The organism is Zunongwangia sp. (assembly GCF_048269745.1).
Lineage (GTDB): Bacteria > Bacteroidota > Bacteroidia > Flavobacteriales > Flavobacteriaceae > Zunongwangia.
Map to the genome: position 1 here is coordinate 208,168 of NZ_JBLXIB010000001.1, position 22,421 is coordinate 230,588.

15 protein-coding genes are annotated in these 22,421 nt (G+C 32.1%); 10 read left to right on the top strand and 5 right to left on the bottom strand.

What is annotated here, in order from left to right:
* Window position 1: 1 nt before the first annotated feature.
* From ACN0WI_RS00925 to ACN0WI_RS00935, 3 genes are read right to left on the bottom strand one after another with little or no spacing between them, the layout of a single operon-like run.
* Window positions 2–988: a succinylglutamate desuccinylase/aspartoacylase family protein gene (locus tag ACN0WI_RS00925; RefSeq protein WP_417884722.1), complete on the bottom strand. Its 987-nt coding sequence runs from the start codon at window positions 986–988 to the stop codon at window positions 2–4.
* 6 nt (window positions 989–994) lie between these two features.
* On the bottom strand, window positions 995–1,867 hold the full coding sequence (gene rimK / locus ACN0WI_RS00930) for a 30S ribosomal protein S6--L-glutamate ligase (protein WP_417884723.1): 873 nt from the start codon (window positions 1,865–1,867) through the stop codon (window positions 995–997).
* Window positions 1,867–2,301: an ATP-dependent zinc protease gene (locus tag ACN0WI_RS00935; RefSeq protein ID WP_417884724.1), complete on the bottom strand. Its 435-nt coding sequence runs from the start codon at window positions 2,299–2,301 to the stop codon at window positions 1,867–1,869. The genes rimK and ACN0WI_RS00935 overlap by 1 nt, the downstream gene beginning before the upstream one ends.
* Before the next feature lie 177 nt (window positions 2,302–2,478).
* Here ACN0WI_RS00935 and uvrC point away from each other — a divergent pair, with 177 nt between their 5' ends.
* Both uvrC and ACN0WI_RS00945 read left to right on the top strand, forming a co-directional pair.
* On the top strand, window positions 2,479–4,272 hold the full coding sequence (gene uvrC, locus ACN0WI_RS00940) for an excinuclease ABC subunit UvrC (RefSeq protein WP_417884725.1): 1,794 nt from the start codon (window positions 2,479–2,481) through the stop codon (window positions 4,270–4,272).
* 1 nt (window position 4,273) lies between these two features.
* A complete protein-coding gene (locus ACN0WI_RS00945) occupies window positions 4,274–6,502 on the top strand; it encodes a patatin-like phospholipase family protein (RefSeq protein WP_417884726.1) in 2,229 nt (742 codons plus the stop codon).
* A gap of 152 nt (window positions 6,503–6,654) precedes the next feature.
* On the opposite strand, the gene ACN0WI_RS00950 is transcribed toward ACN0WI_RS00945, so the two are convergent.
* Entirely contained in the window at window positions 6,655–7,674 is a 1,020-nt protein-coding gene (locus ACN0WI_RS00950; RefSeq protein ID WP_417884727.1) for an LLM class flavin-dependent oxidoreductase, read from the bottom strand.
* Between the two features lie 458 nt (window positions 7,675–8,132).
* Between ACN0WI_RS00950 and ACN0WI_RS00955 the strand changes: the two genes are divergently transcribed.
* The 6 genes from ACN0WI_RS00955 to ACN0WI_RS00980 all read left to right on the top strand — a co-directional run bounded on the left by ACN0WI_RS00955 (window position 8,133) and on the right by ACN0WI_RS00980 (window position 17,040).
* The gene (locus ACN0WI_RS00955) at window positions 8,133–8,909 is read left to right on the top strand and encodes a DUF3108 domain-containing protein (RefSeq protein ID WP_417884728.1); all 777 of its coding nucleotides are present in this window, start codon (window positions 8,133–8,135) and stop codon (window positions 8,907–8,909) included.
* Between the two features lie 337 nt (window positions 8,910–9,246).
* Window positions 9,247–10,482, top strand: a complete 1,236-nt coding sequence (locus ACN0WI_RS00960; protein WP_417884729.1) for a peptidoglycan DD-metalloendopeptidase family protein — start codon at window positions 9,247–9,249, stop codon at window positions 10,480–10,482.
* Window positions 10,483–12,114: a glucose-6-phosphate isomerase gene (pgi, locus tag ACN0WI_RS00965; protein WP_417884730.1), complete on the top strand. Its 1,632-nt coding sequence runs from the start codon at window positions 10,483–10,485 to the stop codon at window positions 12,112–12,114.
* A 356-nt stretch (window positions 12,115–12,470) separates the two neighbouring features.
* Entirely contained in the window at window positions 12,471–15,032 is a 2,562-nt protein-coding gene (locus ACN0WI_RS00970) for a TonB-dependent receptor (RefSeq protein WP_417884731.1), read from the top strand.
* A 23-nt stretch (window positions 15,033–15,055) separates the two neighbouring features.
* Window positions 15,056–16,474, top strand: a complete 1,419-nt coding sequence (locus ACN0WI_RS00975) for a hypothetical protein (RefSeq protein ID WP_417884732.1) — start codon at window positions 15,056–15,058, stop codon at window positions 16,472–16,474.
* Between the two features lie 125 nt (window positions 16,475–16,599).
* Complete coding sequence (locus ACN0WI_RS00980; RefSeq protein ID WP_417884733.1) at window positions 16,600–17,040, top strand: hypothetical protein; 441 nt, start codon at window positions 16,600–16,602, stop codon at window positions 17,038–17,040.
* A 36-nt stretch (window positions 17,041–17,076) separates the two neighbouring features.
* Here the strand turns inward: ACN0WI_RS00980 and ACN0WI_RS00985 are convergent, their stop codons facing one another.
* Window positions 17,077–18,111 (bottom strand): endonuclease/exonuclease/phosphatase family protein, encoded by a 1,035-nt coding sequence (locus ACN0WI_RS00985; RefSeq protein WP_417884734.1) that lies wholly within the window; start codon window positions 18,109–18,111, stop codon window positions 17,077–17,079.
* A 92-nt stretch (window positions 18,112–18,203) separates the two neighbouring features.
* Between ACN0WI_RS00985 and ACN0WI_RS00990 the strand changes: the two genes are divergently transcribed.
* Window positions 18,204–21,029, top strand: a complete 2,826-nt coding sequence (locus tag ACN0WI_RS00990; RefSeq protein ID WP_417884735.1) for a TonB-dependent receptor — start codon at window positions 18,204–18,206, stop codon at window positions 21,027–21,029.
* Between the two features lies 1 nt (window position 21,030).
* Window positions 21,031–22,413 carry a DUF5689 domain-containing protein gene (locus tag ACN0WI_RS00995; protein ID WP_417884736.1) on the top strand — a complete coding sequence of 461 codons (1,383 nt, stop codon included), beginning with the start codon at window positions 21,031–21,033 and terminating at the stop codon, window positions 22,411–22,413.
* Window positions 22,414–22,421: the final 8 nt, after the last annotated feature.

Here is a 22,421-nt window from a genome sequence, read left to right on the forward strand (position 1 = left end):
TTTAGTCTTCTGGATTATTGGTAAGTGAAGAAAGGTGAAAAACAGCATCCCCTTGGTACACAATTGCTGCTTCATTAATATTGATGATGTATCCGCTGTTTTTAGCTTTTATTTTATGTCGAAATTTTCCATAAGGATCTGTAATTGTACCAATATATTCTCCTTTTTCAACATGTTTGCCACACGGAATTTTTATATGTAATAATCCGCTGTATTTTGCACGCATCCAAGTTGAATTTTCTATTAAAACCGATTTAAAATGAATTTCAGGTACTTCAAATCTTGATTTTAGCATTTGTAAATGACTTAAAATACGCATGGCACCTTCTACACCTTCACGAGCAATTTCTTTATTACTATTCATCGATTTTCCTCCTTCAAATAAAAGAATAGGAATTCCCATTTTACTGCAAGTTTCACGATATGATTTTGTGATGGTTTTAGAAACTACAGTAAAAGGAGCATTAAAAACTTTAGCCAATTTTATACATTCTAAATCTCCTTTTTTTACTCGAATTTGAGCAGCATTAAATCGGCTAGCACCACCAGTATGGAAATCTAAACAGAAATCGGCAATAGGTAATAAACGTTCTTTAAATTGATAGGCAAAACGGCTAGCTAAAGGTCCATTTTTAGTTCCGGGAAACATTCGGTTTAAATCACGACCGTCCGGAAATTCTCGCATCATATTTAAAAAACCAAAAACGTTTACAACTGGAACGCAAATAACCGTTCCTCGATCGGGTTTATTAATACCTTTGCTTATTAACTGCCGAACAATTTCGACTCCATTAATTTCATCACCATGAATTCCTGCTGTAATTAATACAACTGGTCCCGGATGTTTAGCGCGTTCTATAATTACCGGTACTTCTACCGAAGTGGTAGTGTATAGTTTTGCCATATTCATATTAATGGTGACACTTTTACCGGGAGGCACTTTTTTACCTAAAATGCTAAGTATGTTATTTTCGTCTATCTGCGGCATATAGTGCTATGCGTTTTTCTCGATATATCTAATAATGGTTTTGGCTATGTCCTTTCCGGTTGCTTTTTCTATACCCTCTAGTCCTGGAGAAGAGTTTACTTCAAGAATTAATGGACCACGAGAACTTTGTAGCATATCTACCCCGGCAACTCCTAATCCTATTGCTTTAGTTGCTTTTACTGCGGCAATTTCTTCATCATCGGTTAATTCTATAGATTCGGCAGTACCGCCTCGGTGAAGATTCGATCTAAACTCTCCTTCTTTTCCTTGGCGTTTCATAGCACCAACTACATGGCCATCTACCACAAAGGCTCTAATATCAGCTCCTTTTGCCTCTTTAATAAATTCTTGTACAATTACTCGAGCTTGTAAGCCATTAAAAGCTTCAATAACTGATTCAGCAGCATTTTTAGTCTCTGCAAGAACCACGCCTACGCCTTGAGTACCTTCTAATAGTTTAATCACTAAAGGAGTGCCGCCTACTTGACTAATAATTCCTGATACTTCTCGAGAATAATTGGTGAATACAGTTTTAGGTAGCCCAATTTTTGCTCTCGACAGTACCTGTAAACTTCTAAGTTTGTCACGGCTTCTTACTAATGCTTCGCTTTCTGTAGTTGTGAAAGCACCCATCATTTCAAATTGGCGAACTACTGCTGTTCCATAAAATGTTACAGAAGATCCAATGCGAGGAATAATTGCATCAACATCTTTAATGTAATTGCCTTTATAATAAATATTGGGGTTACGTTTTTCAATTACGATATCGCATTTTAAAGGGTCAACAACCTCTACATTATGTTTGCGTTTAGCGGCTGCTTCTACCAAACGTTTGGTAGAATATAATTGTGAGTTTCTGGAAAGAATTTTAATATTCATTATTCTTGATGCTGATTAAATGATAAATTGATTAGTTGCGGATCTACATAAAACTTTCCGCTTAAAAATTTACGCCCTAAAAGTACGGGGAAGCGCATTTCTTGTCGTGAAGACAAAGAAAGTGAAATTTTATAAACCTTATCAAAAAGTTTAATGTTTGATTGGATTTGATAACGTTCTTGTAAAATACCATTGCTACTGCGAACAGAAACCGTTTTAAAATCTTCGAATTTCCACGCTTTACCATTAAATTGTGGGTGTTCTTCATCTAAAAAAGTACAGTGCAAAATATTGTTTTTTACTTCAATATTATCGCAATGTATAGAAGAGGTGTATGCTCCGGTATCTATTTTTACGGAAATTTCCTGTAAATCTAATAAGGGAAAGTCTGCTTTATCAAACCTGCCTAATAAAACCTTATTGTTTGTACTCATAAATCCAAGATAGTTAAATATCTATATATTTTTAGTGCTAATTATTATAAAAAAGTTTTAAAAAAATGAAGATAGAAAAATAGCTTCGCCAAATAACGGCTTTTAATTGGTGTGAAAATTGTAATAATTTTACATATTTTCTTCAAAGCATCGTTTAGATATCTTAATTTTGAAATAATGGAAATACCTTCTTTAGAAGTACAATTAAAAACCTTACCCGATAGCCCCGGCGTTTATCAATATTACGATAAAAATGGGAAGATTTTATATGTAGGTAAAGCAATAAATCTTAAAAAAAGAGTTACTTCTTATTTCAATAAAAAGCACGATAGCCACCGTATAGGGGTTATGGTAAAAAAGATTCATGAGATCAAGCATATTGTAGTCGATTCGGAAACAGATGCATTATTGCTTGAAAATAATTTGATTAAGAAGTTACAGCCGCGCTTTAATGTGATGCTGAAAGATGATAAAACCTACCCATGGATTTGTATTAAAAACGAACGTTTTCCGCGCGTTTTTCCTACCAGGCGACTCATTAAAGACGGTAGTGAATATTTTGGCCCTTTTACCAGCTTTAAAACAGTAAATACGTTGCTTGATTTAATTAAAGGGCTCTATAAGTTACGAACTTGTAATTATGATTTAGCTGAAGATAAAATCCGAAACGATAAATATAAAGTTTGTTTAGAATATCATTTAGGAAATTGTAAAGGGCCTTGCGAAGGCTATCAACCTGAAGAAGAGTATAACAGAAATGTAGAGCATATACGGCAAATTGTAAAAGGAAATTTTAAAGATAGCCTGCATCAATTTAAAGAACAAATGAAAGCGTATGCTGAAAAGATGGAGTTTGAAGATGCGCAACGAATAAAAGATAAAATAGCTGTTCTAGAAAATTATCAGGCAAAATCTACAGTAGTAAACCCGAAAATCAATAATGTAGATGTGTTTTCGGTTACTAGTGATGAAGGCTATGGTTATGTAAATTTTTTACAGCTTATGCACGGGTCCATTATTAGGTCGCATACCATAGAGATGAAAAAGAAGTTGGATGAAAGCGATACTGAATTACTAGAATTAGCTATTACTGAAATTAGACAACGTTTTAACTCTAGATCTCCAGAGATTTATGTTCCTTTTAAAGTGAATGTAGGAGGGAATGTAAAAGTTACCATTCCTAAACTAGGCGATAAACGAAAAATTATAGAACTCTCTGAACGTAATGCAAAATATTATCGTCAAGAGCGATTTAAGCAGATGAAGATAGTGGATCCTGATAGGCATGTAAATCGAATAATGGCTCAAATGAAAGAAGATTTACGTTTAAGTGTAGAGCCTCGCCATATAGAGTGTTTTGATAACTCGAATATTCAAGGGACTAATCCGGTTGCAGCCTGTGTAGTTTTTAAAAACGGAAAACCAAGTAAAAAAGATTATCGTAAATTTAATATTAAAACGGTAGAAGGGCCTAACGATTTTGCATCGATGGAAGAAGTGGTTTACAGGCGCTATAAGCGTTTGTTGGATGAAGGTCAAGATTTGCCACAATTAATAATTGTAGATGGAGGTAAAGGACAATTAAGTTCGGGACTAAAAGCATTAGAGACCTTAGGCTTACGAGGAAAGATAGCTATTGTGGGTATAGCAAAACGTTTGGAAGAAATTTATTATCCAGGCGATCCTATTCCTTTATATCTTGATAAAAAGACGGAATCCTTAAAAATTATCCAGTATCTTCGGAATGAAGCCCACCGTTTCGGAATTACATTTCACCGTAATAAACGAAGTAAAAGTGCGTTGAATACAGATCTGGAATCTATTAAAGGTATTGGAGAAAAAACTGTAGTAGAGCTTTTAAAAAGTTTCAGATCGTTAAAACGAATAAAAGAAGCTTCATTAGATGCACTTACCGAAGTAGTAGGTCATTCAAAAGCTACTATTATTTATAGTTATTATCACTCAGATTGATATGAAAAATACACTACTTATTTTTGGTCTGTTAGCTTTTCATGCTGTTTTTGCGCAGCAAGACGATTTGAAGGTGGGTTTAGTGTTAAGTGGTGGTGGAGCTAAAGGTTTAGCGCATATTGGAGCTATAAAGGCTATTGAAGAAGCAGGCGTCCGGATAGATTATATTGGAGGTACCAGTATGGGCGCTATTGTAGGAAGTCTATATGCAGCAGGATATTCTTCGGAAGAGTTAGATTCTATTGTACTGAGCACTAATTTTAATTATCTAATTCAGGATGCCATTCCGCGAAGGTCAATGACATTTTATGAAAAAGAGAATGTTGATAAATATGCAATAAACTTACCTTTCGATAATTTTAGTTTAGGATTTCCTTCAGGTCTTTCAAAAGGCCAAAATATTTATAATTTAATGTCGGGTCTTACGGTTCATCTAAATAATCAAACAGATTTTAGTAAATTACCTATTCCTTTTTTTTGTGTAGCTACGGATGTAGAGAGCGGGGAAGAAGTAATTTTAGATAAAGGTTCGCTAGCAAAATCGGTAGCAGCAAGTGGAGCAATTCCTACAGTATTTGCGCCAGTTAAAATTAACGATAGGTTGCTAATAGATGGTGGTATTGTAAATAATTATCCAGTAGAAGAGCTTAAAAAACGAGGTGTTGATGTTGTAATAGGTGTTGATGTTCAAGACACTTTATTAAGTCGAAAAAAATTAAAAGGGGTTTTTGATATACTTACTCAGGTAACCAATTTTAGGACTATTAAGGACATGAAATCTAAAATTCCTAAAACAGATATCTATATTCATCCGAATATCGATGATTTTACAGTATTTTCTTTTGACGATGCTCCAGCTATTATTGAAGCAGGAGAAAAAGCTGCTTTTCCTAAAATGAAAATACTTAAAGACTTGGCAGCTAAGCAAAAAAAACATCTTGTAAATTATCAAAGACAGGAAATTGATAGTGTTTATGTTTCAAAAATAGAGGTAACAGGAAACAATACATATCCTCGATCTTATGTGTTAGGTAGACTTCGGTTAAATTACCCTAAGAAGTATTCAATAAATAATTTAAACGATGCGATTAATAATTTATCGGCTTCTGGGAATTTTGATAAAATAAATTATTCGTTGTCTAAAATTGAAAATGAAGAAGAGGAATATGAATTCCATGTAAACCTAAAGGAAGGAGAAAATAAAACCTTTTTAAAATTTGGAATACATTATGATGATTTATACCGAAGTGCCGCTTTATTAAACCTAACCAAGAAGAGTACATTTTTTGCCAACGATGTAGCTTCTTTAGATTTAATTGTAGGAGAAAATCTACGCTATAACTTTCAGTATTATATTGACAAAGGCTATTATTGGAGCATCGGTATTAATTCTAGGTTTAATTCATTCGATAAACCGATTAATTACGATTTGATAAAGGAAGGAATACAAATGCCTATTACCGATGTTAATCGTATTGATATAGACTATAAAGATTTTACCAATCAATTTTATGTAGAAACTCTGTTTAGCCAAGCAGCATCTTTTGGAATAGGAGCAGAACATAAATATCTAAAAATATCTTCGCAAACTATTAACGATAGAGAGAATGATTTAGATGTTCCGGGAACTAATTTTGCAGACGCTAATTATTATAGTGGTTTTGTGTATTTAAAATTTGATACGCTAGATGATTTTTATTTTGCATCAAAAGGCTTTTATTTTAATGCACGTTTTAATGCATATCCATTTGCATCTGGAATCGATAATTTTTCAGAATTTTCGATTTTAAAAGGTAAAGCCGGTTATGCATTTACACCTATTTCAAAATTAAGTTTTCGATTTTTTTTTGAAACAGGAATGAATATTGGTTCAAAAGGAGATACAAGTTTTGATTATTTTTTAGGCGGGTATGGTAATAACTTCATTAATAATTTAGTGCCTTTTTATGGCTATGATTTTTTTAGTTTAGGAGGGAAAAGTTATGCAAAATCATTATTGGATGCTGATTTTGAGATTTTCCCGAAAAACCATCTGGTTTTTAGCGCTAATTATGCCAATGTAGATGATGATTTATATTCTAATGGTAATTGGCTTTCTATACCTGATTATTCAGGTTATGCACTAGGTTATGGGCTCGAAACTATTCTTGGTCCGTTAGAAGTAAAATATTCGTATTCCCCTGAAATAAAAAAGAGTCAATGGTTTTTCAGTTTAGGATTTTGGTTTTAGATGAGGTTTCACAAAACATATTTTTCAATAAGCATATCTATTTTTATTGTTGAAATTTTAATCGCAAAATTTTTTATTGGAAGTTTTATTCGTAATGTGTTTGGTGATTTTTTAATAGTGTATCTAATTTAGGAAGGTTATAAGTAAAATAATTATAGTGATTGTATTTCTGGAATTATAGAAAGCGCTTCAGCAATTAATTCGAAATTTCTAAATCGTAATTCTTTACCAAAACTCATGGTAGAGATCATAATTTCATCAACATCAAATTCTTTTGCTAGATTGCTTATTTTCTCTTTTATAATATTTGGAGTACCCGATACTATTCGTTTTGAATTATAATGTAACCGCTCTTTCTCAAAAGAAGTAAATTGATGGTTTTGGATAGTTTCGTAATCTGGAAATTTCTGATAGTTACCTAAATCAAACTGCAATAAAATATAATCAACATATTTCCGCATTTGGTTCGTTTCTTCTGAAGTTTCGCCGCACACTACAAAAATACCTAGTAAAACATTAGGACTCGGGTTTGTTGATGTTGGAACAAAGCTTTCTCGATATTGATTTACTACGTTTGGGCTAACCAAGCCATTAATAAATTTTGCAATGGCTAAATTAAGACCTTTTTTAGCAGCTATTTTTGCGCTATCACCGCTACTGCTTAAAATCCATTGTTGAGGTATTGTGTTTGCTTGAGGAACTGCATACACCCGTCCTTGCTCAGTTTCAACTTCATCTTTAAAAAATTGATTTAGCTGCGTTAGTTGCTCTTTATAATCTTCCTCGTTAAAATTATTAAAAGGGTTTAATAAAGTTGCGCTTGCCTTGTCTCCTCCTGATGCACGACCAATACCTAAATCAATTCTACCAGGATAAAGCGTTTCTAGTAATCTAAAGTTTTCAGCCACTTTAAAGGCACTATAGTTTGGGAGCATTATTCCGCCACTACCAATGCGAATATTATTTGTTTCAGCACCCAATCTAGCTAATAAAATTTCTGGTGCAGACCCTGCGATAAATTTTGAGTTGTGATGTTCGGATACCCAAAAGCGGGAATATCCTAATTTTTCGGCTAATTTTATAGTTTGTATTGTTTCTTGTATTGCTTGAGCGGGACTAATATTATGTCTAACTACCGATTGGTCTAAAAGTCCTATTTTCAAATCCTTCATCCTTCCTTCTTTTGTAATTTAATTGAAAAATAATACTAAATATTACAAGTTTTTTAATAATCTAAATTTATTAGTTAGTTTTTTGACTATTTCGAAAACAGTAAAATGGTGAAAAAGAGATTATTATTAGTTTTTTAAGTGCTTCTGTTTTTGATTAAAATTTACGGGAAATGCTAAATTATTATCAATAATACATGTGAATGAAGCTTAGTTGTTGATAAGTAATATTTCTTGCGTTAAAATAAAATTTTGTGTTTTTTAAACGAGAAGTTTTGTAGAAATTTGCACCTGCATTTTTGGAGTGGTTACCAAATAATGTATTTTTTCATAATTTAAGTTTTAGTTGGTTAATAAGATAAAAAACCCCGTTATTCATTTAATGGGGTTTTTTGTTTTTTATACATTTGGAATAGTAATTGTAAATTAGCTTTATGACCTAATATTTTAAAAGGCCTTTTATGTATAAAAAATTTGCAATTAGTTTGCTATTAGTATTGTTTGTCTTAAAATCATCCCAAGGGCAAACAGCTTATCAAGATGGAGAGTGGTTTAAATTCCGTATTCATTATGGGCTTTTTAACGCTAGTTTTGCAACCTTACAGTTAAACGAAACATCGCTAGCCGGTAAACCTGTTTATCATATAACCGGTAAAGGTAAATCTACCGGACTTTTACATTTATTCTTTAAAGTAGACGATACTTATCAAACATTTATTGATAAACAAGATTCAAGACCTTATAAATTTCTTCGGAAAATAAATGAAGGTGGGCATACTAAAAACTTAATTATCAATTTTGATCATCAAGATAATAAGGCTCGGGTTTACGATAAAAAACATGACACCCGAAAAACCTATACAACAAAGGAGAATATCCACGATATGTTGTCATCATTTTATTATCTTCGCAATCAAATAAAACCAGAAAAACTAACACCTGGTGAAGAGTTTCATCTAAATCTTTTCTTAGACGGTGAAAATATAGATTTTAAGGTTCGTTTTGTAGAAAGAGAGATCATTAAAACTAAATTCGGAAAAGTAAAAGCATTGAAATTTAAACCATATGTTTTAGCGGGAAGAGTTTTTAAGGAAAAAGAAAGTCTTACTTTTTGGGTAAGTGATGATGAAAATAAAATTCCGTTAAAAATAAAAGCAGATTTAGCTGTAGGGTCTTTAGATGCAGATTTGGAAGCTTATAAAGGTTTAAAACATCCATTTACGATAATACAAGAATAGTAATTTGAATTTAAGATGGCTAAATACTCCAATTTAAAAATAGAATATTCAGAAAAATTAGCTCTGTTTTTTCTGAAAATAGCTGTTTTTAATAGTGTTTTTTTAAATGGTAAACTTCCTGTATATCTAAGGAAAATAGTAGCTTGTATAAACTATTTTCTTTTTGAAAATAAGCAAAAAATTCTAGTGCAGTTAAATTTAATCAAAAGGATTATAAATCTCTCAAACAAAACATTCATTTTAAAAATAAAACAAAATCTAAATAAGATTTTTGACTGTTCTTCGTTGAAAAGAACAGATATTTTATATGTTGAATTTTGAAAACAAAAAGCTGAAATTGAGAAGAATTAGTTTGTTTTTCCTGTTAGTGCTAGTTTTAGCAGGATGCCAAGAAAAAGAAGAAAAAAAACAAGAAGTAGTTAAAGCAGAAAAGCCGGCTCCTAAGCCAGTAATAAAAGAATATGGATTTAATTTAAATGATTTTGATGTTGTTGTAGATACCATTAAATCCGGAGATAATTTTGGATTTATATTAAATAATAATGGAGTTGATCAAGGTCACGTTTTCGAAATAACACAACGAGTTAAGGATACGTTTAATCCTGCTCGAATTATAGCCGGGAAGAAGTATGTTATTTTAAAATCTAAAGATTCCACACACAAGCCACTTCATTTTATCTATCAAAACGGAACAATAGATTATACTGTGCTGAATATAGGTGATTCTATTTCGGCTTATACTGCAAAAAAGCCAGTAACTATAAAAAAACGAGAAGTCTCTGGAGTAATAACTTCATCACTTTCAGAAGCCGTTAATGCTCAGGGATTAAGTAATATGGTAATGTATAAATTATCAGATATTTATCAGTGGAGTATCGATTTTTTCAAACTTCAGAAGGGAGATCAATTTAAAATAGTATATCACGAAAAATATATCGATGATACTATTTTTGCCGGTATCGAAAAAGTAGATGCCGCTGTTTTTAAACATGGTAATAAACCTTTTTATGCGTTTAATTATGAAACGGATACAGTGACTGGACAAGCTAGCTTTTATGACGAAGAAGCTAAAGCCTTGCAAAGTTTCTTTTTAAAAGCACCCTTAAATTATAGCCGTATTTCTTCACGTTATCAAAAAAGAAGATTTCATCCGGTTCAAAAACGTTGGAAGGCTCATTTAGGTACCGATTATGCGGCACCAACCGGAACGCCAATTAAAACCACTGCCGATGGTCGAGTTATTGCTTCTAGCTATACATCTGGTAATGGGAATTATGTAAAAGTACGGCATAATAAAAAATATACGACCCAATATTTACATATGAGTAAACGAAATGTAAAAAAAGGACAAATTGTAAAGCAGGGAGATGTAATTGGTTTTGTGGGGAGTACAGGTTTAGCAACCGGACCTCATGTTTGTTATCGTTTTTGGGTAAACGGAAAACAAGTGGATCCATATCGACAAAACCTTCCAACTGCTAAAAAAATAGAAGATGATAAGAAAGACGCTTATTTAGCTTCTATAAAACCATTGAAAACGGAATTAGATAATATTCCATATAAAAATATTTAAATGAAAAATATTAATCCAACCACAACAGAAGCCTGGAAAAAGTTAAAAGCTCATTTTGAGGAAACCAAAGATGATACTTTAAAAAAATTATTTGATACCGATAAAGATCGTGCATCGAAATTCATTATAAAATGGGAAGATTTTTATGTAGATTTTAGTAAGAATCGTATCACAGAGACTACAAAAAACTTATTGCTAGAATTAGCAGAAGAGTGTGGTTTACAAGAAGCAATGGATTCTTATTTTGGTGGAGATGCAATTAATCAAACCGAAAATAGAGCCGTATTGCATACCGCTTTGCGAGCGCCAAGTGATTCAGAAATTACATTAGATGGTGAAAATGTAATGGATGAAGTTAAAGCTGTAAAAAGCAAGATAAAATCTTTTTCTTCTGAAGTAATTCAAGGAATTAAAAAAGGATATACCGATAAAACATTTACAGATATTGTAAATATAGGTATTGGTGGTTCAGATCTTGGCCCGGTAATGGTTACTGAAGCATTAGCTTTTTATAAGAACCATTTAAATGTTCATTTTATTTCAAATGTAGATGGCGATCATGTTCATGAAACGATAAAAGATCTTAATCCTGAGACTACTTTATTTGTAATAGTTTCTAAATCTTTTACCACTCAAGAAACGCTTTCTAATTCAACTACAGTAAGAAATTGGTTTAACAGAACGGCTCCTAAAGAAGCTGTTTCTGAACATTTTGTAGCGATTTCTAGTAATGTAGATAAAGTAAAAGAATTTGGAATAGACGAAGAAAATATTTTCCCAATGTGGGATTGGGTTGGAGGCCGATTCTCTTTATGGAGTGCAGTTGGATTATCAATAAGTTTAGCTATTGGTTATCCTAATTTTGATGCTTTATTAAGCGGAGCCCAAAAAATGGATAAACATTTTAAAGACACAGATTTTGCAGAAAATATTCCTGTACAAGCAGCATTATTAAGTGTTTGGTATAATAACTTTTATAAAGCTGAAAGCGAAGCCGTAATTCCTTATACTCAATATTTACATAGATTACCAGCTTATTTGCAACAAGCAATTATGGAAAGTAATGGTAAAAGTGTAGATAGAAACGGAGATAAAGTAGATTACCAAACTGGCTCTATAATTTGGGGAGAACCAGGAACAAATTCTCAACATGCCTTTTTCCAATTAATACACCAAGGGACTAAAATAATTCCAACAGATTTTATTGGTTTTAAAGTGCCCTTATTTGAAGATAAAAGTCATCATGATAAATTAATGGCTAATTTCTTTGCACAAACAGAAGCCTTACTTCAAGGAAAAACATCAGAAGAAGTACGAGAAGAGTTGGTCGCTAAAGGAATGACAGAGGAAGAAATGGAAAAAATTGTTCCATTTAAAGTTTTTGAAGGTAATAAGCCAACTACATCTTATTTAATTAATAAGCTTACTCCTGAAAGTTTAGGTAAACTAGTAGCTATGTACGAACATAAAATATTTGTAGAAGGAGTAATTTGGAATATTTTCAGTTATGATCAATGGGGTGTAGAACTTGGAAAGCAATTAGCATCTTCAATTTTAACAGATATAGATTCTAAAAAAATTACCAGTCACGATGAATCAACTTCAGCTTTGCTAGATAATTATTTAAAATAGGCTATAAAATAGATCATTTTAAATGAGAAGCCCCCCTTTTTTAAAGGGGGCTTTTTTATTTCAATTTTTCGAAAACGTTTTATTTAGAAATCATCTGTATTGGCTTGTTAAAGTTTTTATTAGTTTAAGTGATAAATTATTATTAATTAACTGTTAATTGTTGTTTTTTGTTAAAAATACAATCTTTTTTATTTAAATATCGAAGTAGTTACATCCTCACTTTCAGAGAGTTTATAAAAAGTTTATGTTTGTAGCGTAAAAGATGTTAAACTAAGATTCTTAACATTACGTTAAACTTGAATCTATTGAAATTAACTTCTTTTGCGCTGAACTAAAATCAAATCAAACAAAGTGCAATGAAAAAAATTACAAACCTACTAGTTGTAGCTTTCATTATGTGTTCTGCCTTCATGCAAGCGCAAGGAATTTTAACTGGTAAAGTAGTAGATGCAGAAACAGATACTCCAATTCCAGGAGCAAATGTTTTTGTAGAAGGTACAAACAATGGTGCTATTACCGATTTTGACGGTTTATTTCAATTAGAAGTAGATGAAAACAGTGGTGTTCTAAAAATATCATATGTTGGTTTTGCTTCAAAAAATGTAAAATTTGCAATATCTAATGGTAGTGAAAAAGATTTAGGAGCTATCGGGTTAGAAATGGATCAAGGTGCTTTAGATGAGGTCTTGGTGACAGCTTACTCTCTAGCTATTGATCGAAAAACTCCTGTTGCAGTTTCTACAGTTAAGTCTGAAGAAATAGCACTTAAATTAGGAACTCAAGAATTTCCTGAAATTTTAAAAACTACTCCTGGTATTTATGCTACAAAGCAAGGTGGTGGATATGGAGATGGTCGTGTAAATATCCGTGGATTTAGTTCTGAAAACGTTGCGGTTATGATTAACGGTGTACCTGTTAATGATATGGAAAACGGATCTGTTTACTGGAGTAACTGGGCTGGTTTAGGAGATGTTACTTCTACTATGCAGGTACAAAGAGGTTTAGGTGCTGCTAAAGTAGCTGTGCCTTCTGTAGGTGGTACTATTAATATTGTTACAAAAAGTACCGATGCTAAAGAAGGTGGAAAAATAATGTCTTCTATAGGTAATAATGGATATTTAAAATACGGAATGACGTATTCTACAGGTCTTTCTGATAAAGGCTTTGCTGCCACTGTATCGGCTTCTAGAATTAGTGGAGATGGTTATGTAAATGGCCTTGAATTTAGTGGATACAATTATTTTGTGAATTTATCGCAACAGATAAATGAAAATCATCTTCTTTCTTTTAATGCATTTGGCGCACAACAGCAGCATGGGCAACGTTATACAAGATATACAATTAAAGAGTATAAACAATCAGAAGCAGGGCCTAAAAGATTTAATGGTGACTGGGGTTACAAAAATGGAGAAGTTTATAATTCTTCTTACAACTTTTATCACAAACCACAAATGTCTTTAAACCATTACTGGACAGTTAACGACAAAACTAATATATCTACAGCATTATATGCTTCTTTTGGATCTGGTGGAGGACGTAGAACTCAAGGTGATAAAATTGGATCTGACGAGTACAGATTAGGAGGATTTGATCAGCCTATAGATTTTGATAAAATTGTTGACGAAAATAGAGCTTTAGGAACTTTAGGGGCATCTGATATGGTTTATGCTTCAAATAATAGCCATCAATGGTACGGAATTCTTTCTACTTTTAAAAATAGAACAACCGATAAGCTAACACTTTCAGGAGGTATTGATGGTAGATATTATGTAGGTTCTCACTGGTACGAGATTACCGATTTATTAGGAGGCGATTATTGGTTGAATGATAACAATCCTAATGATATTAATGCAAATCAAGCTCTACAAGTAGGAGATACTTTTGGTAAAGATTATGATGGGAAAGTAATTCGAGGTGGTGTATTTGGACAAGCAGAATATGATGTGTTAGATAATTTAAATGTTTTTGCATCTGCTAATGTTTCTAGAACAGTATACAGTTTAGAAAATAACCAGAAAGTAATCGATAAGAAAAAGTCAGATCATGTATATTTTACAGGATATGGTGTAAAAGGTGGAGCTAACTATAACTTTACCGATAATCAAAATGTATTTGCTAATGTGGGGTATTTTACAAGAGCACCTTTCCTTTCTAATGTATTCATGAACTCAACAGGATCTACAGAAGCTAATAAAGATGCAGTTAACGAAAAAATATTTAGTGCAGAATTAGGATACGGGTTTAGATTGCCAAATTTAAAATTAGCACTGAATTTATATCGTACAGAATATATTGATAAAGCTCTAGCCGGCTCGTATCAAATTCAAGGAGAAAGAGATAATATCAGAAGATATTATAATCTTCAAGGAGTAGATGCATTGCACCAAGGTATAGAAGTAGAAGCATCTTATAATGTAACCGATAAATTTAAAGTAAACGGAATGCTTTCTTTAGGAGATTGGGAGTGGACAAATAATGCTCAAGGATTTAAAAAAGATGAATTTGGAAATGTAACTGAAGAAATAAATCTGTATTCAAAAGGTTTAAAAGTTGGTGATGCTGCCCAAACTACTTTTGCCTTAGGGGGTAGCTACGATTTTGCTCCAAAATCAACCATTTTTGTAGATTATAACTATGCAGGAAACATGTATGCTTATTATAATATAGACAGTAGAATGAGTGAGGGTGATGAAGGAAAACAAACATGGAAAGCACCAGAATATGGCTTGTTCGATTTAGGAATTAAACATACATTCGATTTTGGTCCTTTTGAAGCATCATTATATGGTAAAATTAACAATGCATTAAATACTGAGTATATATCAGATGCTAGAGATGCTGATGGTACAGCACAAAATGCTACAGTATACTTCGGATCAGGAAGAACTTACAGTGTAAGCTTTAACCTTAAATTTTAAAAATAAAAGATAAAAATATAGAAATGAAAAAAATTTTCACTCTAATAGTAGGATTAACCGCTCTTTTATCGGTTGGCTGCGATCCTATGGACGATATTTATGATGATATCGACACTAGTATACAAGTAAACGGAAACGAAAATTTAGTTTTATCATCAGAAGATTATACAGAAACTCTGAAATTAACTAATGAATATTTTAGTGATCTAGATTTTGCAAAAGACACGATACCTTTTTTATTAAATTCAAAGTATCCAGCTTTTACAGATGGATCTTTAGTTAATGTAACTTTTAATCTTAATAATAGTAATTCTATAGCTGTTAAAGTAGATACATTAGTTGACGATAATTATACTGAAAACGGATATTCGGGTAAGTATATACCAACCAATAATGAAACTAAATCTTTTTTAGAAGATTTCTATCCTGATTCAAAAAAAGGTGATGTTGCAGAATTAACATATTCTAAAATAACAGAAGGAGATGTTATAGTATATAAATTGACTAGTAGTAACTTTGAATTTATCGGAGAAGCTTTAGCTGATAAATATCCTGGCCCAGCTGAAAATGCAGGTAACTATGGAAGTTTTGATATTAATACAGATAGCCAAAACTATTGGTCTGAAGATATGATTTTAGATGCTTTAGATGTTTTGTTACAAGATAGATATCCAAATGCTTCTGAAGATCAAACTTTTGTTATCTCTTACAAAACATATGGAGGTTCAGGGTCTGCAACTTCTGTATTAATTTATAATAATAGTAATTTTGTAATCGATACTAATGTAGCTTCAAAAACAAGTCAAGTTACCGAGAGTTTTGTTAATTATGGCGGATATTGGGAAATGCCAATTGAGCTAGTAGAGCAAGATTATTACGATATGGGACAGAGATATGCTAACTTTGACGATAAGGATGAAGTAGCTTATAAATTAGGATTGTTTTTAGAAAATAAATATACTTATGCTGAAGAAGGTGATTTTGCAGCTGTAAAGTATAATTTTTATTCTGATGGTAGTACCGAAACTACTTATGCAGAATTTAATTTTACAGATGGTAAATTTGTATATATACCAGATGCAACAATAGGAGAATCATCTATACAATTTGGTTTAGAAAATGGTGTATGGGTACCTGATAATACAATTCAATATACGATGACCTCTGCTGATTATGATGCTATTGCTGAAGAGTTTGCTTCAACATATCCTGATCAAGCAAGTAACTTGGGTAGTTATGGTAATTTTAATAGACAAGGATCTAGCAGTAGCTGGACAGATGAAATGATGGTTGAAGTTGTTGCTTTTCTATTAAATAAAAATAATCCAAATGCTGAAGTGGGACAAAAATTTGTTGTTACTTATAAGTCTTATGGTAACTCTGATACAGAGTCTTTAAATATGATTAAAAGCGAAAATGGAGATTGGGTAGTAAAAGAATAATTACTAATTAATCTACAATAATATAAAAAAGCTTCCTTTCAATAAGGAGGCTTTTTTTATATTAATATTTTTAAATATTCGTTTAATTACATTTGAAAAACTATTTTTGTAAAAAATACAAGACTATGTACGAGACTATACAATTTATACATTCATATTGGGCATTTTTAGTAGTTGCAATGCTTGCAATAGCTTCTATTACTTCAATTATTGGGTGGTTGTCAGGTAAAGAATATGGAGCGGTTAATTTCCGAATTTCCTTATTTACACTTATTGTATCTCATATCCAATTGTTAATAGGTATTATACTGTACTTTACAACTCCTTATTTTAAAATGTGGGGAGAAGTTGGCATGGGTGGAGTAATGAAGGATGCAACACTAAGATTGTATAACGTTGAACATCCGCTGATGATGATTATTGCTATAGCTTTAATTACTATTGGCTATTCTAAGCATAAAAAGAAACTAACATCAACTCCAAAATTTAAAATTTTGGCTATTTTTTATACACTGGCACTAATAGTACTCTTATCTAGAATTCCTTGGAATGCATGGTTGTCATAATCAATAGATAATTATAATATTTAAAAATCCTTACTTTTAGTGAGGATTTTTCTTTTTAACCAAGTACAGATAAACCGGAAAATGATCACTATAACCACCTAAATAACCATTATAACCATAGGTTCTGAAGGGATATCCTTTATATTTTCCATTTTTGGTTATTAAATAATCTTTACTGAAAATACCAGCTTGATAAAACTGAAAATTAAGATAATTCTTATCTGTTAATTTACCAGAAACTAATATTTGATCAAATAAATTCCAGTGATCTCTATAAGCTAAACTGCCCATTCCATTTTTATAGAGATTTAGCATCGGATTGTAAAACTCAAATTGATTTGGGTTTTCTGAAGTTTTAAGTAACTTTTTTACGCTTTTGTTTTTAGGGTCATCATTAAAATCACCCATATTAACAATTTTAATTGAAGCATTGGTAGCCCAAATCGAATCGCAAATTCTACGGTTTACTAATGCAGTCGATTCTCGATAATTTCGGCTTGCTTTTTCACCACCACTTCGCGATGGCCAATGGTTAACTATAAAAGCAAAATTCTCATTTTCGATAGTTCCTGTACAAACTAAAATATCTCGCGTATATTTTCGATTGCTATTCGGTGTAATTAATTCTACAGGTATAGCCTTTGTATGCTTAGGAATAAAAATATTCTTATTGTATAGCAAAGCAACATCTATTCCTCGCCGGTCAGGAGAATCAAAATGAATAATATCATAATTTTCAGAATTCAATATTGGAGTATTCAGTAAATCCTCAAGAACTTTTCGATTTTCAATTTCAGCCAAGCCAATTATTTCCGGAGAATTTCTGGTTAACGAATTTCCTATTTCAGCAATAACTTTGGAAATATGATTTAGTTTTAATTGATACCGAATTCTAGTCCAAGCATCTTTTCCTTCAGGAGTGCGATCATCATCAAACCTAAAAGGATCATCTTCAGTATCAAACAAATTTTCAACATTATAAAAAGCAACAGTCATAACTTGATATTCATGATGTTGCTGAGCAAAAACTGAAAAGCAAATAAAAAACCAAAAATAAGATAAGTTACTCATATACAAATAATTGTATTTATGTTAAAAAATAAATAAAAATTACGGTTTAGTATATAAATTTAATAAATTGATTTTCAATATACTGATTATCAATGAGATTTGTTGTTTTTTATTTATTGTTTCAGATGGTTTTTATCAATCTCTATTCCCAGCAATCTAAAATAGATGGGCAATTAATTAATGCCAGAACTCAGCAACCAATAGATAATGCAAAAATTCAATTACTAGGCCATTCTGAATATATACATAGCGATTTGAATGGATATTTTAAACTGAAAATACCTGAGAGGGCAGAGGGAGAATTTTTACTTAAAATAGCGAAGGAAGGTTTTAAAGATTTAAAGTTACCGTTAGTAATTTATGCTAACAAATCGATAGATTTAGAAGTGCTATTAATGAATCCCGATATCGCAGAAAAACAATTACAGATGGGAAGCATTGTTCTTTCCGAGAATGCATTAAATCAAGAGAATATAGATGTTGGTTTTATTCCCGGTTTATTAAATGCTAATAGAAATAATTTTTTAAATGCAGCCGCTTTCGATTTTAGTCAAACTTTTTTTAAAGCTCGTGGTTACGATAGCGAATATGGTGTTATATTAATAAATGGATTGGCATTTAATAAACTTTTTGATGGACGACCTCAGTGGAGCAATTGGGGCGGATTAAATGATGTACAACGCAATCAGGAATTTGTATATGGTGTCGGAGCTACCGATCAGCATTTTGGTCAGGTGGCAGGCTTAACAAATTTTACGATGCGAGCCTCAAAGTTTTCGAAAGGGAGTAAAATATCTATTTCGGCTGCTAACAGAAGTTATAGAGGCCGCTTAATGGCTACTTATCATTCCGGAGAGATAGATAATGCTTGGTATTATTCAGTATCAGCCAGTAAACGTTGGGGAGAGGAAGGTTTTACAAACGGAACTTTGTACAATTCCTACGGGATATTCTTCGCTGCGGAAAAAACTATTAACAAAAAACACAGCATCAATCTTACAGCATTCTATACTCCAACAACACGCGGCAAATCGGCAGCTATTACCGATGAAGTTTTCGAGTTGAAGGGAAGACGTTACAATAGTTATTGGGGATTGCAGAACGGGAAAATTCGAAATGCTCGTTTGCGTGAAATTAAAGAGCCTATTGTAATGTTGAATCATTATTGGAAGCTAACTTCTAAAACTTCATTACAAAACAATTTAGGCTATCAATTTGGTAAAATAAGCAACTCTAGGTTAGATTATGGAGGAACAAATCTGATTAATTTTGGAGATGATATTTTCTATGAAGGTGGCGGTCGTAATCCGGATCCAGCCTATTATCAAAATTTGCCGAGTTATTTTTTGCGTTTTCAAGGAAATGAAAATTATGAAGCAGCCTATAAAATCCAACAAGAATTTATTGAAGATGGACAATTAAATTGGCAAAGTTTATATGAAGCTAATCAAAGCCAAAAAAATAGTAATAGTAATGCAATTTATGCATTGGCAGCAGATATAGCTAATAATCGAAAATGGCTATTTAGTAGTCAATTTCAACATACTATTTCCCCTATTTTTTCAGCGAATGCAGCACTTTCCTATACTCATTTATTAAATAAAAATTATGCTGAAATTCAAGATTTGTTGGGTGGATCAGAATTTTTAGATATCAATTTTTTTGCTGAAGAAACCGAAACAATTCCTTTAGAAGAAGCCGTTCAGAATAATTTAAAAAATCCAAATAAATTAGTTAGGGAAGGGCAAGTCTATAAATATCATTATAATTTAAATGCTGCTCAGGCAAAAGCTTTTTACCAACTTCAGTTTCGAAAAAATAAGCTTAGTGCTTTTTTGGGAGGAAGCGTAAGTTATACAGACTATATTCGAGACGGAAAATTTCAGAGTGGGTTGTATCAAAATCAATCTTTAGGAGAAAGCCAGCAGTTAGATTTTACTAATCTCGGTTTTAAAGGAGGGATTACTTATCAGTTCAACGGAAAGCATGCTGCAATTTTAAATAGTAGCTATCAAACAAGAGCTCCAAATCTTCAAAATTCATTTTCTAATCCTCGGCAAAATAATTTCATTGTTCAGAATTTAGAAAGCGAACATATTTTTTCTATAGATGGCAGTTATCAATTTCGATCTTCAAATTTTAATGCAAAGCTTACTGGTTATTTTTCGAATTTTAGCAAACTAACCGACGTATCTTTTTATTATGCCGATGGTTTGTCTGGCTTGGGTAGAAATACAACTACCGCCTTTGTGCAAGAAGTACTCACCAATATTGAAAAACAACATATTGGGATTGAATTTGGAGCCGATTATCAACTTACGGCTTCGCTAAAATTAAAAACAGTTGTAGCAATTGGGCAACATATTTTTGCTAACAATCCAAATTTATACGTAACAAGCGATAGTTTTTCTGGAAGTATCGATTATGGTACTTCAAAATTAAAAAACTACCGATTAGCGAATGGGCCACAACACGCTGCACAAGTAGGTTTTGAATATCGTGATCCTGATTATTGGTGGTTTGGTGCAACGGCAAACTATTTTTCGCATGCTTTTATTAATAGCAGTCCATTAATTCGAACCGATAATTTTGCAACAGCACCTGACGGATTGCCATTAGCAAATTACAATCCGGAAGTAGCTAAACGTTTATTACAGCAAGAACAGTTACCCGATTATTGGCTAGTAAATCTAATTGGAGGGAAATCTTGGAAAATAAAACAGAAATATTTGGGGCTGTTTGTCAGTTTAAATAACATACTCGATACAGTTTTTAAAACCGGTGGTTACGAGCAATCTCGAAATGCGAATTATACCAGTTTAAAAGAAGACCGAGAACGTGAAATGCCGATTTTTGGTAACAAATATTGGTTTGGGCGTGGTATCACTTATTTCACTAATTTTTATATACGGTTTTAAAATGAAGAAGATTAGTAGCCTTTTTGTGTTTTTAATAGCATTTGCTTGTGTAGAAACTGATAATTACGATATTCCAAAATCGGGAAGTATAATCGAATCTCAAGTTAAAGGAACTGAAATAAGTATAAATTCGGTTAAAAACAATTATAATCAAGAAACGGCAGAAATTTATACATTTTCTGGAGATATGTATTTTGTAGGTTATGTGATTTCTTCAGATAAAGCAGGGAACTTTTATAATAAACTAATTTTACAAGATGCACCTGAAAATTCACAAAGCGGTATTCAAATTTTGGTAGATGAAAATGCGTTATTTGAAACTTACGATTTAGGTAGAAAATTAATTATTCGTCTTGAAGGCCTTAGCCTTTGGAAGAATAATGGTGTTTTTCAATTAGGAAAACAAAATAGGGGCGATGTGGTGGCGATAACCCCTTCTGAGATTGATCGGTTTATTTTGAGAACACAAACAATAAGCAAATTAGAACCTAAACTAATCGATATTGGTGATTTTTCGCAAGCAATTTTAAATACCTATGTAAAACTTGAACGGGTTCAGTTTAATCGAACTATTGTACGAGAATCGTATACGTTTGCCGGAGAAAGTTTCGATCAATACGATGCGGTGCGCCAAATTGAAAGTTGCCAAACTACTGAGATTTCGTTTGTAGGGACTAGTACTTATGCCGATTTTAAATCTATTGCTGTTCCCGATGGTACAGGTAGTATTGAAGGTGTACTTACCCGTAATTATTATGACGATTATTACGTGTTGAAAGTAAATAGTTTATCAGCTATGAAATTTAATGCGGAACGATGCGATCCTGATTTTTTTGAATGTAGTGAAACCGCAGTAGAGGGTGATTATATTTTATTTAGTGAGAATTTTGCTGAAATTACAAATGAAAAAAAGCTAGATGAATTAGGATGGATGAATAGAAATATTAATGAAGGTGAAGAACGTTTTGTTGATGCCACTTCTAATGGTAACCGAACGATACGTATTTCAGGATATAATACAGGCGAGAATCCGTTAGAAGTTTGGTTGGTAACTCCTAATATAGATCTATCAAAATCAGGCGGAGAAATGCTCTCTTTCGATATTAAAGCTTCTTACGATAATGGTAGTATTTTAAAAGTTTATATAAGCGAAGATTTTAGCGGAAATCCTAAAAATGCAAATTGGAAACTTTTAAAAGCATCTATTCCAATAGGACCAACCAACCAGAACGGGGCAGGTTTTACCCATTCAGAAATAGATATTAGCTGTTTGCAAGATAGTGTTGCTGTTGGGTTTTATTATTTAGGTCGCGATCCCGATAAAACCACTACTTATGATATTGATAATATTCGGATAAACGCTAGAGAAATTATTTCTGAATAGAATCAAGA